This is a genomic window from Streptomyces sp. AM 4-1-1 (assembly GCF_029167625.1).
Taxonomy (GTDB): Bacteria; Actinomycetota; Actinomycetes; order Streptomycetales; family Streptomycetaceae; genus Streptomyces.
The window spans coordinates 512,058-527,341 of sequence record NZ_CP119145.1; the positions used below are offsets into that span (position 1 = coordinate 512,058).

Here is a 15,284-nt window from a genome sequence, read left to right on the forward strand (position 1 = left end):
AGTCCGAGGATGTGCGGCCGGGCCCGTCATGACTGGCCGAGTTCGTTGTCGATGAAGGCGAACAGCTCGTCGTCGCTGGCGACGCCCATCCGCTCCTCCACCCGGTCGTCGGCGGGGGCACCCGAGTCCGGGCGGGCCCTGGCCAGCAGTTCCTGGAGCCTGGCGAGGACTTCCGGGCTCGCCTCGCCGCCGCTCAACGCCGTTTCCAGAGCGCCCAGTTCGGCGAGTCCGGCCGGGGTGCGGGCGGCGCAGAGGTCCGGGGCGATCTCCTCGCCGAGGTGGCGGGCGATGGCGGCCGACGTGGGGTGGTCGAAGAGCAGTGTGGCGGGCAGCCGCAGACCGGTGGCGGCGCCGAGCCGGTTGCGCAGTTCGACCGCGGTGAGCGAGTCGAAACCGAGTTCCAGCAGGCCCCGTTCGGCGTCCACCGCGCCGGGATCACCGAAGCCGAGCACGGTCGCCGCGTGGTCGCGTACGAGGTCGAGCAGGGCCCGGTGGCGCCGGGCGCCGGAGAGACCGGCCAGACCGCGGCGCAGCGCCTCGACGGCGTCGGGGCCCGCGTCCGCCGAGGCGGCGCCGCGTCGGGCGGGCGCCCTGACCAGGCCCTTCAGCAGCGCCGGTGGGCCCGCGGCGCCGGCCTGACCGCGCAGTGCCTTGAGGTCGAGGCGCAGCGGCATGACGGCGGGCCGGTCGGCGGCGACGGCGGTGTCGAAGAGTGCCACGCCCTCGTCGGGAGAGAAGGCGACGATGCCGCCCCGGGCGATGCGCCGGAAGTCGGCCTCGTCGAGCCCTCCGCTCATCCCGCTCCGGTTGGCCCAGAGGCCCCAGGCCAGTGCGGAGGCCGGGAGACCGGTGGCCCTGCGGTGGTGTGCCAGCGCGTCGAGGAAGGCGTTCGCCGCGGCGTAGTTGCCCTGGCCCATCCCGCCGAACACCCCGGCGATCGAGGAGAACACGACGAACGCCGACAGGTCGAGGTGCTTGGTGAGTTCGTGCAGATGGAGTGCGGCGTCGACCTTGGGGCGCAGCACCCGCTGGAGTTGTGCCGACGTCATGGCGTCGACGACGCCGTCGGCCAGCTCGCCCGCCGCGTGCACCACGGCGGTCAGCGGGTGTTCCGGCGGTACCTCGGCGAGCAGTGCGGCCAGGGCGTCGCGGTCGGCCACGTCACAGGCCACCACCTCCACCTCGGCACCCGCCGCCACCAGCTCGTCCCGCAACTCCGCCGCACCCACCGCACCAGGACCCCGACGACCGGTCAGCACCAGCCTCCGCACCCCGTGCTCCGCCACCAGATGACGGGCGACATGGCCGCCGATGGCTCCGGTGCCGCCGGTGATCAGGACGGTCCCCGGGCGGGACCAGTCGGGGACGCGGGGCCGTTCGGTCAGCGGGACCCGGGCCAGCCGCGCCATGTGGGCCCGGCCGTCGCGCAGGGCGAGTTGTGGTTCGCCGGATTCCACGGCCGCGCGCAGGGCGGCCCGGGAGGCGTCCGTGTCGTCCAGGTCGGCCAGGACGAACCGGTCGGGGTTCTCGGTCTGCGCGGAGCGCACCAGGCCCGCGGCGGCGGCGTGCGCGAGGTCCGGTACGTCGTCGTCCGGGGTGAGCGGTACGGCTCCCCGGGTCAGCACGACGAGCCTGCGGCCCGCGAAGCGGTCTCCGTCGAGCCATTCCCGTACCAGCGCGAGGGTGTCCTCGGTGGTCCGTCGCACGGCGTCGGCGCTCCCGGCTCCTTGTGTACCGGGGGTGAGCGGTGCGAGGACGGTGCCGGGCAGCGGGGTGCCGTCCGCGTCCTCCCTCAGGAGGGCGGCGAGGTCGGGTGCCGACCGGGTGATGCCGTGCGCGGCCCAGTCGGCGGACTCGGCACCGATGACCGCCCATCCGGTGGGCGGCGCCGCGGCGGTGGCCGGGCGGTCGGGCAGGACCGGCCACTCGACGTGGAACAGTTCCTCGTGCCGGCCGGTGCGGGCGCTGCTCAGCCGCTCCGGGGACACCGGTCGCAGCACCAGGGAGTCCACGGTGAGCACCGGCCTGCCGGAGGTGTCGGTGGCCAGCACCGACACGGCGTCCTGACCGGCCGGTGCGAGCCGCAGCCGCAGGGTGTGGGCGCCGGTGGCGTGCAGCCCGGCGCCGTTCCAGGAGAACGGCAGCCATCCCCGCGTGGTGTCCTGGAGCACTCCGAAGATCAGCGAGTGCAGGGCGCTGTCCAGCAGGGCCGGGTGCAGGCCGAACGCGGCGGCGTCGGCCCGCTGTCCGGGCGGCAGAGCGGCCTCCGCGTACACCTCGTCGCCGAGCCGCCAGACCGCGCGCAGCCCCTGGAACACCGGGCCGTACGCGAAACCACCGGACGCGAACCGCTCGTACAGCCCCTCGATGTCGACGGGGACCGCGCCGGGCGGCGGCCAGGCCGCCGGGGTGTCCTCCGCGGCGGGCGGGGGCCCGGCGGTGAGCAGGCCGCCCGCGTGCCGGGTCCACGGTTCGTCGGCGGGCGCGTCCTCGGCCCGGGAGTGGACGCTCAGCGGTCGGCCGCCGGTCCCGTCCGGCGCGCCCACCGTCAGTTGCAGCACGACGGCGCCCTGTGGGGGAAGGACCAGCGGGGCTTCGAGGATCAGTTCCTCCACCCGGTCGCGGCCGACCTGGTCGCCGGCCCTCACCGCGAGTTCGAGGAACGCGGTGGCGGGGAACAGCGCGGTGCCGAACACCCCGTGGTCGGCCAGCCAGGGGTGGCTGCGCACGGAGAGCCGGGTGGTGAACAGGAACCCGTCGCTGTCGGCGAGTTCGACGGCGGCGCCCAGCAGCGGGTGGTCGGCTGCCAGCAGTCCGGCGGAACCGATGCCTGCGGTGGGGGCGGTGGCCTCCAGCCAGTACCGCTCGCGCTGGAAGGGGTACGTCGGAAGCTCCACGGGACGCGGGCGGACAGGAGCCGGCGGAGCGTCGGCGTGGCCGGTCGGCGCGTCGGAGCCGCGGTCGGTCGGGGGTTTCTCCCGGGGGGTTCCGCCGAGTGCGGTGAAGACCGCCGGCCAGTCCACCGGGACGCCGCGTACGTGCAGTCGGGCGAGGGCGGCGGTGACGGCGTGGGGCTCGGGCCGGTCCTTGCGCAGCATCGGTACCAGAGCGTCCGGGTCACCCGGTGCGCCGTCGGTGTCGGGCAGGCAGTCCCGGCCCAGGGTGGTCAGGGAGCCGTCGGGGCCCAGTTCGAGGAAGGTGGTGGCGCCCTCGGCGACCAGGGTGCGGATGCCGTCGTGGAAGCGCACCGCGCGGCGGACGTGGTCGACCCAGTGGTCCGGGGAGCAGATCAGCTCGGCGCTCACCAGCTCGCCGGTCGTGTCGGAGACCAGCGGGACGGCCGGCGGACGGAAGTCGAGCGTCCGTGCCACCCGGCGGAACTCCGTCAGCATGCCGTCCATGTGCGACGAGTGGAAGGCGTGGCTGACCGGCAGTCGTTTCGCCCTGCCGCCGCCGGACTTCCAGCGGGCGGCCAATTCCGTCACCGCGTCCTCGTCGCCGGACACGACCGTCGTCGCGGGGCCGTTGACCGCGGCGACGGCGACCCGGTCGCCGAGGTCCGCGAGCAGCGGTGCGATGTCGCTCTCGCCGCCGGACAGCGCCACCATGGCCCCGCCGGCGGGCAGTTCCGACATCAGCCGCCCCCGGGCGGCGACCAGTGTGGCGGCGTCGGCCGATGACAGCACCCCCGCCACCCGCGCGGCGGCCAGTTCACCGATGGAGTGCCCCAGCAGCAGGTCCGGCCGGACCCCCCACCGTTCGACCAGCCGGAACAGGGCCACCTCGATGGCGTACAGGGCGGGCTGGGTGAACTCCGTACGGTCCAGGAGGGCGGACCTCTCCGATCCGGCGGGGGCGAACATCACGTCGCGCAGCGGGAGTTCGAGGAGCGGGTCCAGATCGGCGCAGACCTCGTCGAAGGCGTCCGCGAACACCGGGTGGCGGGCGTAGAGTCCGGCGCCCATGCCGGGGCGCTGGCTGCCCTGTCCGGCGAAGAGGAAGGCGGTCTTGCCGGTGGCCCGTCCGGCGTTCCCGGCGCTCGCCGCGACGCCGCGCAGCACGCCGGGGGCCGCGCCGCCCGAGGCCAGTGCCCGGACCCCGTCGAGCAGCGCGGCGCGGTCCGCGCCGACGACCGCGGCGCGGTGTTCGAAGGCGGACCGGGTGGTCGCCAGGGCGTGACCGACCTCGGCGGGCCGCGACTCCGGTGCGGCGGTGAGCAGTTCGAGCAGTCGCCCGGCCTGGTCCCGGAGCGCGTCCGCGCTCCTCGCCGACAGCAGCCACGGCACGGCGTCGCCGTCCTCGGTGAGCGGTCCGGCGGCCGGGGCGGGCTCGTCCGGTACGTGTTCCAGGATGGTGTGGGCGTTGGTGCCGCTGACGCCGAAGGAGGACACCGCGGCGCGGCGCGGGTGCGCGCCGACCGGCCACGGGGTGTCCTCGGTGAGGAGTTCCACCGCTCCGGCCGACCAGTCGACGAACGGGGTGGGCGCGTCGATGTGCAGGGTCCTGGGGAGCACTCCGTGGCGCATCGCCAGCACCATCTTGATGACTCCGGCGATGCCCGCGGCGGCCTGGCTGTGTCCGATGTTGGACTTCAGCGAGCCCAGCAGCAGCGGGCGGCCGGGCGGGCGGTCCTGGCCGTAGGTGGCGAGGAGCGCCTGGGCCTCGATCGGGTCGCCGAGCCGGGTGCCGGTGCCGTGCGCCTCCACCGCGTCGATGTCCGCGCAGGTGAGTCCGGCCCCGGCCAGCGCCTGCCGGATCACCCGTTGCTGGGACGGACCGTTGGGGGCGGTCAGGCCGTTGCTCGCGCCGTCCTGGTTGACGGCGGAGCCCCGTACCAGCGCGAGCACCGGATGCCCGTTGCGGCGGGCGTCCGACAGCCGCTCCAGCAGGACCACACCGGCCCCTTCGGCCCAGGCGGTGCCGTCGGCCGCGGCGGCGAACGGTTTGCAGCGGCCGTCCTCGGCGAGGCCGCGCTGCCTGCTGAACTCGACGAACGCCGAGGGCGTCGACATCACCGTCACCCCGCCGGCCAGGGCGAGCGTGCACTCCCCCGACCGCAGCGCCTGGGCCGCCATGTGCATCGCGACCAGGGACGAGGAGCAGGCGGTGTCGACGGTGACCGCCGGGCCCTCCAGGCCGAAGGTGTACGAGATGCGGCCGGAGGCCACGCTGCCCGCGCTGCCGATGCCGAGGTATCCCTCCAGTTCCTCCGAGGGTTCCTGGACCCGGGACCCGTAGTCGCGGTAGCTGGAGCCGATGAAGACGCCGGAGCGGCTGCCCTTCAGCGTCAGCGGGTCGATCCCGGCCCGTTCGACGGCCTCCCAGGAGGTCTCCAGGAGGAGTCGCTGCTGCGGGTCGACCGACAGCGCCTCGCGCGGCGAGATGCCGAAGAAGGCCGGGTCGAAGTGGTCCGCGTCGTGCAGGAAGCCGCCCTCGCGGGCGTAGGTCTTGCCGATCCGGGCCGGATCGGGGTCGTACAGGCCGTCGAGGTCCCAGCCCCGTCCGGTGGGGAACGGCGAGATGGCGTCGGTGCCGGAGATCATCAGCCGCCACAGGTCCTCGGGACTGCGCACCTCGCCGGGGAAGCGGCAGCTCATCGCCACGATGGCGATCGGGTCGTCGGCGGCCCGGTCGTCCCCGGCCGGTGGCGCGGCGGCCGGGGACGCGAGGGGGGCTTCGGTGGTGGTCGCGAACGGCTCGGTGACGGTGCGGAGTTCGGCGCGCAGATGGGCGGTGAGGGCGGCGACGGTGGGATGGTCGAAGACCAGGGTCACCGACAGCCGCAGTCCGGTGGTCGCGGAGAGCCGGTTGCGCAGGTCGACGGCGGTCAGCGAGTCGAACCCGATGTCCTTGAACGCCCGGTCCGGGTCGATGGCCCCGAGGTCGGGGTGGCCGAGCACGTCCGCGACCTCGGTACGGACCAGGTCGAGGAGTTCGCGGTCCCGGTCGGGCCCGGAGAGCCCGGCCAGCCGGCGGGCCAGGGACCGGGCCGCGTCGGCCGGGTCGCCCTCGCCCCGCACGGCGGCCAGGACGTCGCGGGCCTCGGGCAGTTCGCGCAGCGCGGCGCTCGGCCGCAGGGCGGTGAACGCCCGGGTGAAGCGGTCCCAGTCGACGTCGCAGACCACCAGCCGGGTCTCGTCGTGGTCCAGGGCCCCCTGGAGTGCGGTGATCGCCCGTTCGGGCGCCATGGCGGGCAGACCGTTGCGGATCAGCCGGTCGCCCTCGGCGGAGGCGGCGCTGTCGCCGCCCCACAGCCCCCAGGCGACCGAGGTGGCGGGCAGTCCGAGGGAGCGGCGCCGCTCGGCGAGGGCGTCCAGGAAGGCGTTCGCCGCGGCGTAACTGCCCTGCCCGGTACCGCCGAGGGTGCCGGCCAGCGAGGAGAACAGTACGAACGCGCTCAGGTCGAGGTCCCGGGTGAGCGCGTCCAGGTGGAGCGCGGCGTCCGCCTTGGGGCGGAGCACGCCCGCCGCCCGCTCCGGGGTGAGCGTGTCGACGACCCCGTCGTCCAGGACGCCCGCGCAGTGCACGACGGCCCGCAGCGGGCGGTCCGCCGGTACGGAGTCGAGCAGCGCGGCCAGCGCGTCCCGGTCCGCGGCGTCACAGGCGGCGATGGTGAAGTCGGCCCCCAATGCGGTGAGTTCGGCGGCGAGCGCGGTCGCGCCGGGTGCGTCGGGGCCGCGACGGCCGGTGAGCAGCAGATGCGCGCCGCCGACCTCGGCCAGCCGACGGGCGACGTGGGCGCCGAGCGCACCGGTGCCGCCGGTGATCAGCACCGTGCCGGACGGGGTCCACGCGCGGCCGGGTGCACCGGCGCCGCGCCCGGCGCGTACCAGCCGCCGGCCGAACACACCGGAGGCGCGGACCGCGAGCTGGTCCTCCCCGTCGGAGCCGGCGAGGACGCCGGCCAGCCGGACCAGCGCCCGGTCGTCGAACTCCTGGGGCAGGTCCACGAGACCGGCCCAGCGTTCGGGGTACTCGACGCCCGCCACGCCGCCGAGTCCCCAGACCATGGACTGGGCGAGCGCGGTGACGGCGTCGGAGCGCCCCACGGACACCGCGCCCCGGGTCGCGCACCACAGGGGGGCGCCGACCCCGGCGTCGCCGAGGGCCTGGACGAGGGCGGTGGTGAGCGTCAGCCCGGCGGACGGCGCGGGCCCCTCGCCGTGCGGTCCGTCCCGCTCCGGCCCGTCGGCGAGGGCGGTCAGGGACAGCACCCCGTCGGGGGCATCGGATGCCGACCGGGTGCGGAGCAGCGCGGCGAGCGCCGTCCGGTCGGGGTCGTCGACGTCGATGCGGACGGCGGTCGCGCCGTGCCGGTCGAGGGCCCGCAGGCACGCCTCCACGGCCGGGTCCTGACCGGCCGGGCCGGGCACCACGAGCCACCAGGTGCCGGTGAGGGCGGGCGCCGGTCCGGTGGTGGGCAGCGGCTTCCAGGTGACCCGGTAGCGCCAGGTGTCCACGGTGGAGCGGTCGTGGCTGTCCCGGCGCCAGTGCGCGAGTGCGGGCAGCACCTCGCCGAGCGAGTCCCGCCCGCTCTCGTCCGTCATCCGGAGCGCCCCGGCGACGGCGGTGAGGTCCTGGCGTTCGACCGCCTCCCAGAACGGGGCGTCGGCGGGTTCGGTGTGCCGGCCGTCGGCCGGGCCGGTGCCGGGCGCGGGCTCCAGCCAGTACCGCTGCCGCTGGAACGCGTAGGTGGGCAGTTCCAGCGGGCGGGCGTTCCCGCTCCCGAACACGGCCCGCCAGTCGACCGGGTGGCCGTGGACGTGCAGGGCTGCCAGCGAGGCCAGGAACCGGTCCCGGCCGCCGTCGTCGGTGCGCAGGGTGCCGGTGACACAGCTCGGGACGCCCGCAGCCTCGGCGCTCTCCTGGAGCCAGACGCCCAGCACGGGGTGCGGACTGGACTCGACGAACACGGTGTGGCCGTCGGCCAGCAGCGCGTGGACGGCCCGGTGGAACTCCACGGGCCGCCGCAGATTGCGGTACCAGTAGTCGGCGTCCAGCCCGGTGGTGTCCAGCGCGGTCCCGGTCACCGTCGAGTAGAACGCGACGTCGGTGCGACGGGGCGTCACATCGGCCAGCACATCGAGCAGTTCCTGGCGGATGTCGTCCACCTGGGCGGAGTGCCCGGCGAAGTCGACCCCGGGGATGGGCCAGTTGAGGATGCCCGCGTCGGCGAGCCGTTCGCCGAGTTCCGCCAGGGCCGACGGGTCGCCGGACACGGTCACCGAGGCCGGTCCGTTCACGGCGGCGAGGCCCAGCCGGTCGCCCCAGGGCTCCAGCCGGCCGGTGACGTCGGCGGCCGGTGCGGCGACGAACAGCATGCCGCCCCGGCCCACCAGCGCGCCGAGCGCCCGGCTGCGCAGCGCGACCACGCGGGCCGCGTCCGGGAGCGAGAGCGCCCCCGCGACACAGGCCGCGGCGATCTCTCCCTGGCTGTGCCCGATCACCGCGGCGGGTACGACTCCGTACGAGCGCCACAGCTCGGCCAGCGACACCATCACCGCGAAGAGCACCGGCTGCACCACGTCGACGCGGTCCATGGAGGGGGCGTCCGGGGTGTCGCGCAGGACGTCGGACAGCGACCAGTCGACGTGCGGGGCCAGCGCGTCCGCGCAGGCGGCGATCCGGTCCGCGAAGACCGGCTCGGTGTCCAGGAGTTGCCGCGCCATCCCGGCCCACTGGGTGCCCTGGCCGGGGAAGACGAGGACGGTGCGGTGGGCGGGGCCCGTCACGCCCTGGACGAGCGCCGGGTCGGACCGGCCGTCGGCCAGGGCGGTCAGTCCCCGCAGCAGGCCGTCGCGTTCGGCGCCGACGACCACGGCGCGGTGCTCGAACGCGGTGCGGGTGGTCGCCAGCGCGTGGCCGACCCGCGCGGGGGTGGCCTCCGGGTGCCCGGCGAGGTGGTCGCGCAGCCGCGCGGCCTGGGCGCGCAGCGCCTCTGGGGTGCGGCCGGACAGCGTCCAGGGGACCGGTCGGCCGTGGCCGGGTGTGCGGTCCTCGGCCTCCGCGTCGGCGGGTGTCCAGGCGTCCTCGGCATCGGTGGGTGTCCCGGCGCTCTCGGCATCGGCGGGTGCCCCGGCGACCTCGGCGGGGGCCGGTGTGCCGGCGTCCTCGGCACCGGCGGGTGTCCCGGCGCTCTCGTCACCGGCCGATGTGCCGGCGTCCTCGGCGGGGGCCTGTTCCACGATGACGTGCGCGTTGGTGCCGCTCAGTCCGAAGGAGGAGACCCCGGCCCGGCGGGGGTGACCGTCACGTTCCCAGGGCCGGTCCTCGGTGAGCAGGGCGACTCCGCCCGCCGACCAGTCGACGTTCGGGGTGGGCTCGTCCACGTGCAGTGTCCTGGGCAGCAGTCCGTGCCGCATGGCCTGCACCATCTTGATGATCCCGGCGACCCCGGCGGCTGCCTGGCTGTGCCCGATGTTGGACTTCAGCGAGCCGAGCAGCAGCGGGCGGCCGTCGGCCGGCCGCTCCCTGCCGTAGGTGGCGAGCAGCGCGTCGGCCTCGATGGGGTCGCCGAGCCGGGTGCCGGTGCCGTGTCCCTCCACCGCGTCCACGTCGGCGGGGGTGAGTCCCGCGGCGGTCAGCGCGGCCCGGATGACCCGCTGCTGGGCCAGGCCGCTGGGCGCGGTGAGCCCGTTGCTCGCGCCGTCCTGGTTGACCGCCGAGCCGCGTACCAGCGCGAGCACCGGGTGCCCGTTGCGCCGGGCGTCGGACAGCCGCTCCAGGAGCAGCAGGCCCGCGCCCTCGGCCATGCCGAAGCCGTCGGCGGAGGCGGCGAACGATTTGCAGCGGCCGTCGGCGGCCAGGCCGCGCTGTCTGCTGAACCCGGTGAACGACAGGGGGGTGCCCATCACCGTGACGCCGCCCGCGAGCGCGAGGGTGCACTCGCCGGCGCGCAGCGCCTGGGCCGCGAGGTGGACCGCGACCAGTGAGGAGGAGCAGGCGGTGTCCACGGTGACGGCCGGGCCCTCCAGGCCGAGGGTGTAGGCGATCCGGCCGGAGAGCACGCTGGTGGAGATGCCGGCGATGAGGTGTCCCTCCACCTCCTCCGGTACGTCGCGCAAGTCGCCGTACCCCTGGTAGGCGGCGCCCGCGAAGACCGCGACCCTGTCGCCGCTCAGCGAGGCGGGGGCGATGCCGGCCCGTTCCAGGGCCTCCCAGGAGGTCTCCAGGAGCAGCCGCTGCTGGGGGTCCATGGCCAGTGCCTCGCGCGGTGAGATCCCGAAGAAGCCGGGGTCGAACTCCCCTGCCTCGTAAAGGAATCCGCCCTCGGTGGTGTAGCTGGTGCCGGGCCGGTCCGGGTCGGCGTCGTAGAGGCGGTCCAGGTCCCAGCCCCGGTCGCCGGGGAGCGCGGAGATCACGTCCCGGCCCTCGGCGACGAGCTGCCACAGATCGTCGGGGGTGCGCACACCTCCGGGGTAGCGGCAGCTCATGGCGACGATGGCGATCGGGTCGTCGGGGGCGGCCGGCGCGGCGGGGGCGGGTGCCGGGGCCGGGGCCGCGGTCTCCTCGCCGAGCAGTTCGCGGCGCAGATGACGGGCCATCAGGGTGGCCGACGCGTAGTCGAAGAGCACGGTGACCGGGAGCCGGAGGCCGGTGGCGGTGTTGAGCCGGTTGCGCATCTCGACGGCGGTCAGCGAGTCGAAGCCGAGGTCCCGGAAGGCGCGGTCGGGGGCGACGGCGTCCGGGGAGTCGTGGCCGAGCACGGCGGCGGCCCGGTCCCGGACGAGGTCCACGAGGAGCCGGTCCCGGTCGGGTGCGGTCAGTGCGAGCAGCCGGTCGCGCAGCGTGGAGGAGGCCCGGTCGTCCTGGCCGGGGGCGGCCTCGGCGTCCAGCGCCCGCCGTACCTCCGGGAGGTCGCCGATGAGCGGGCTGGGCCGGGCGGAGGTGAACACCGGGGCGAACCTGTCCCAGTCCACCGCCGTGACCAGGACGACCGTCTCGTCGTGGTCCATGACCTGCTGGAAGGCGGTGAGGGCCACCTCGGGGGACATGAACGGGATTCCGCGTCCGGCGAGTTGTTCCTCCACCAGGTTGGCGGCCATCCCGCCGCCGTCGCGCGGGTCCCAGATCCCCCACACCACGGAGGTCGCCGCCAGCCCCCGGGAGCGGCGGTTCTCGGCGAGGGCGTCGAGGTAGGCGTTGGCGGACGCGTAGGCGCCGTGGTCGGCGCTGCCCCAGACGGCGGAGATCGACGAGAACAGCACGAAGGCGTCCAGCCCGTCGCGGCCGAAGACGGCGTCGAGGTTGGCGGCCCCGGCGACCTTGGCGTGCAGGGTCGCGGCGAACTCGTCGACGTCGGTGTCCGGCAGGGGTACGAGGGCCCCGGCGCCCGCGGCGTGCAGGACGGTTCCGATCCGGTCGCCGGCCGCTTCCAGCCCGGCCACCAGTTCGGTGAGCGCCTGCCGGTCGGTGACGTCGCAGGAGGCCACGGTGGTACGGGTGCCGAACGCGGCCAGTTCCTCGGTCAGCGCGGTGACGCCGGGCGCGTCGGGGCCACTCCGGCTGAGCAGCACCAGGTGTTCGGCGCCGCTCCGGGCGAGACGGCGCGCGAGGTGCGCGGCCACTCCTCCGGTGCCGCCGGTGATCAGCACGGTGTCGCGCGGACGCCAGGTCCGGGCGCCCGCCGCGTCGCCCAGCGGTGCGCGGACCAGTCGGCGGCCGTGGGCGCCGGTGTCGCGCAGTGCGATCTGGTCCTCGGCGTACCCGCCCGCCAGGGCGTGGCGGAGCCGGGCGCGGCCTCGGGCGTCCAGGGTCTCGGGCAGGTCGACGAGACCGCCCCAGCGGTCGGGGTGTTCCAGGGCGGCCACCCGGCCCAGCCCCCAGAGCAGGTGCTGTGCGGGGCTGGTCAGCGGGTCGGTGTCGCCGACGGAGACGGCTCCCCGGGTCGCCCACCACTGCGGGGCGGCGAGTCCGGCGTCGCCCAGGGCCTGCACCAGGACGAGGCTGAGGGCGGCCCCGACGGTGAGGCCGGGGTGCCGGGGATGCGGCCGTTCGTCGAGCGGGAGCAGCGAGAGCACGCCGGTGACCGGGCCGGCCGGCCCGTCGTGCGTATCGGCCAGCCGGGCGGCGAGTGCGGCCCGGTCGGTGTCCGGTCCTGCGAGGACGAGCCGGACGGTGTCGGCGCCGGCCTCAGTCAGCGCCTGGACGCAGGCGTCGGCCCTCGCCTCGTCGTCCGGGTCCTGGGGCAGCACCACGAGCCAGGTGCCGGTGAGGGCGGCCCCGGCGCGGTCGGTGAGCGGGTTCCAGGCGATCCGGTACCGCCAGGAGTCCACGGTCGCCCGCTCGCCGCGCCGCTCCCGCCAGCGAGCCAGCGCGGGCAGCACGGCGCTGAGCGGGTCCTGCGGCCCGACCCCCAGGGTCTCGGTGAGCGCGGGGAGGTCCTGGTCGGTCACCGATTCCCAGAAGGCGGCCTCGGCGGGGTCCGCGCCGCCCGCACCGGCCCGTCCGTCGCCGTCGGAGGGCCGCTCCAGCCAGTAGCGGCGCCGTTGGAAGGCGTACGTGGGCAGTTCGACGGGCTGCGCCGGGTGCCCGGCGAACAGCTTGTCCCAGTCCGGGACGAGTCCGCCGGTCTGGGCCTCGGCGAGTGACAGCAGGAACCGGTCCGGGCCGCCCCGGTCCCGGCGCAGGGTGCCGACGACGGTGGCGTCGGTCCCCGCGGCCTCGGCGCACTGCGCGACGCCCATGGTGAGCACCGGATGGGCGCTGACCTCGACGAAGAACCGGTAGCCCTGGTCGAGCAGGGCCCGGGTGGCCTCGTCGAAGCGCACGGTCCGGCGCAGATTGCGGTACCAGTAGTCGGCGTCCAGCCCGGTGGTGTCCAGCCGGCCCGGGTCGACGGTGGAGAAGAACGGTACGTCGGCGGGGCGCGGGGTGATCCCGGCCAGCGATTCCAGCAGTTGTTCGCGGATCTCCTCCACATGGCCGGAGTGCGAGGCGTAGTCGACGGGGACCCTGCGGGCCCGTACGTCCTCGGCGAGCAGTTCACCGACGATGCCGTCGATCGCCTCGGGGTCCCCGGACAGCACGGTGCTGGCGGGGCCGTTGACGGCGGCGACGCAGAGCCGTCCGTCCCAGCGTTCCAGCCGCGCCGTCAGTTCCGCCTCCGGCAGGGGTACGGAGGCCATGCCGCCGCGTCCGGCGAGCGCGCCGAGCGCCTGGCTGCGGAGTGCGACGACCTTGGCGGCGTCCTCCAGGGTCAGCGCGCCCGCCACGCAGGCCGCGGCGATCTCTCCCTGGGAGTGGCCGAGCACGGCGTCGGGTTCGACCCCCGCGGAGCGCCACAGGGCCGCGAGCGAGACCATGACGGCGAACAGCGTGGGCTGGACGATGTCCACCCGGTCGAGGGCGGGGGCGCCCGGTGCGGCGCGCAGCACTTCGGTCGGCGACCAGTCGGTGTACGGGGCGAGGGCCCGCTCGCAGGCGGCCATGCGTTCCGCGAACACCGTGGATGCGTCGAGGAGTTCGAGTGCCATACCGGGCCACTGGGAGCCCTGCCCGGGGAAGACGAAGACGGTGCGGCCCGCCGGGCCGGTGACGCCCCGGACCAGGTGCGGGGCGTCCCGGCCCTCGGCCAGGGCCCGCAGTCCCTCGGTGAAGGCGTCGCGGTCGCCCGCGACGACGGCGGCGCGGTGCTCGAACGGTGACCTGGTGGTGGCCAGGGCCCGGCCGACGGCGCCGATCCCGGCCCGGCCGAGCGGGAGGCTCCCGGCGCGGTCGTCAGCCGGCCCGGGATCGTCAGCCGGCCCGCGGTCGTCGTCGGTGAGGCGGTCGAGGAGCCGCCGGGCCTGCGCGGCCAGTGCCGCCTCGTCGCGCCCGGACACCACCCAGGGCACCAACGGCAGTCGGTCGTGGGGAGGTTGGTCCGGTTCCTCGGTGGCGGTGGTCCGCGGTGGAGCCTCTTCGAGCAGCAGATGCGCGTTGGTACCGCTGACCCCGAAGGCGGAGATCCCGCCGCGACGGAGGCGTTCCGGGTCGCTGTCCCAGGGCCGCGCCTCGGTGAGGAGCCGTACCGTACCGGCCGACCAGTCCACCTGAGTGGTGGGTTCGTCGACGTGCAGGGTCTTCGGCAGCAGCCCGTTGCGCAGCGCCAGGACCATCTTGATCACGCCGCCGACGCCGGCCGCCGGGGAGGTGTGCCCGATGTTCGACTTGAGCGACCCGAGCCACAACGGCCGCCCTTCCCGGCGGCGTTGACCGTAGGTGGCGAGGAGTGCCTGGGCCTCGATCGGGTCGCCCAGGGTGGTGCCCGTGCCGTGCGCCTCGACCGCGTCGACGTCCTGCGGGGACAGCCGGGCGTCGGCGAGCGCCGCCCGGATCACGCGTTGCTGGGAGGGGCCGTTGGGCGCGGTCAGACCGTTGCTCGCACCGTCCTGGTTGACCGCCGAGCCGCGTACCAGCGCGAGCACCGGATGGCCGTTGCGCCGGGCGTCCGACAGCCGCTCCAGGAGCAGCATCCCGACCCCCTCGGACCAGCCGGTGCCGTCGGCGGACGCGGCGAACGCCTTGCAGCGGCCGTCCGCGGAGAGGGCCCGCTGCCGGCTGAACGCCACGAAGGGATCGGGGTCCGGCATCACACAGACCCCGCCGGCCAGGGCCAGCGAGCTCTCCCCCGACCGCAGCGAGCGCACGGCGAGGTGGGTGGCGACCAGGGAGGACGAGCAGGCGGTGTCCACCGTCACCGCCGGGCCCTCCAGGCCGAGGAAGTAGGAGATCCGTCCCGATATCACGCTGCTCGCGGTACCGGTGTGCAAAAGCCCCTGCACCTCGGGGAGGTTGAGCGACCCGGTGCCGTAGCCGTTGACCATGGCGCCGACGAAGACCCCGGTGTCGGTGGAGCGCAGGTCGCCGGGGGCGATGCCGGCCCGCTCGGCGGTCTCCCAGGACGCCTCCAGCAGCAGCCGCTGCTGCGGGTCCATGGCCAGCGCCTCACGGGGTGAGATCCCGAAGAAGCCGGCGTCGAACTCCCCCGCGTCGTGCAGGAATCCGCCGTGACGGGTGTAGGAGGTGCCCTGCCGGTCGGGATCGGGGTCGTAGAGCGCGGCGACGTCCCAGCCCCGGTCGGTCGGCCACTGGGAGACCGCGTCGGTGCCGTCGGCCAGCAAGGTCCAGAGCTGTTCAGGTGAGTTGGCGCCACCGGGGAACCGGCAGGTCATCGAGACGATGGCGATCGGCTCGTGCCGGGCGTCCTCCTGCTCGCGCAGCTGCCGCCTGGCCTGGCCGAGATCGGCGGTGGCCCGCCTGAGGTATTCCAGTAGCTTCTGGTCGTCCGACATCTTTCGCAG

General features: G+C 75.4%; 1 protein-coding gene. It reads right to left on the minus strand.

Features of this window, described 5'->3' with window-relative positions:
* Positions 1–26: 26 nt before the first annotated feature.
* Positions 27–15,275 (minus strand): type I polyketide synthase, encoded by a 15,249-nt coding sequence (locus tag PZB75_RS02090; RefSeq protein WP_275533560.1) that lies wholly within the window; start codon positions 15,273–15,275, stop codon positions 27–29.
* Positions 15,276–15,284 lie beyond the last annotated feature (9 nt).

What these genes read in the sequence shown, in the direction of transcription:
- PZB75_RS02090 (WP_275533560.1), bottom strand. Translation starts at nt 15,275, where the DNA reads ATGTCGGACGACCAGAAGCTACTGGAATACCTCAGGCGGGCCACCGCC.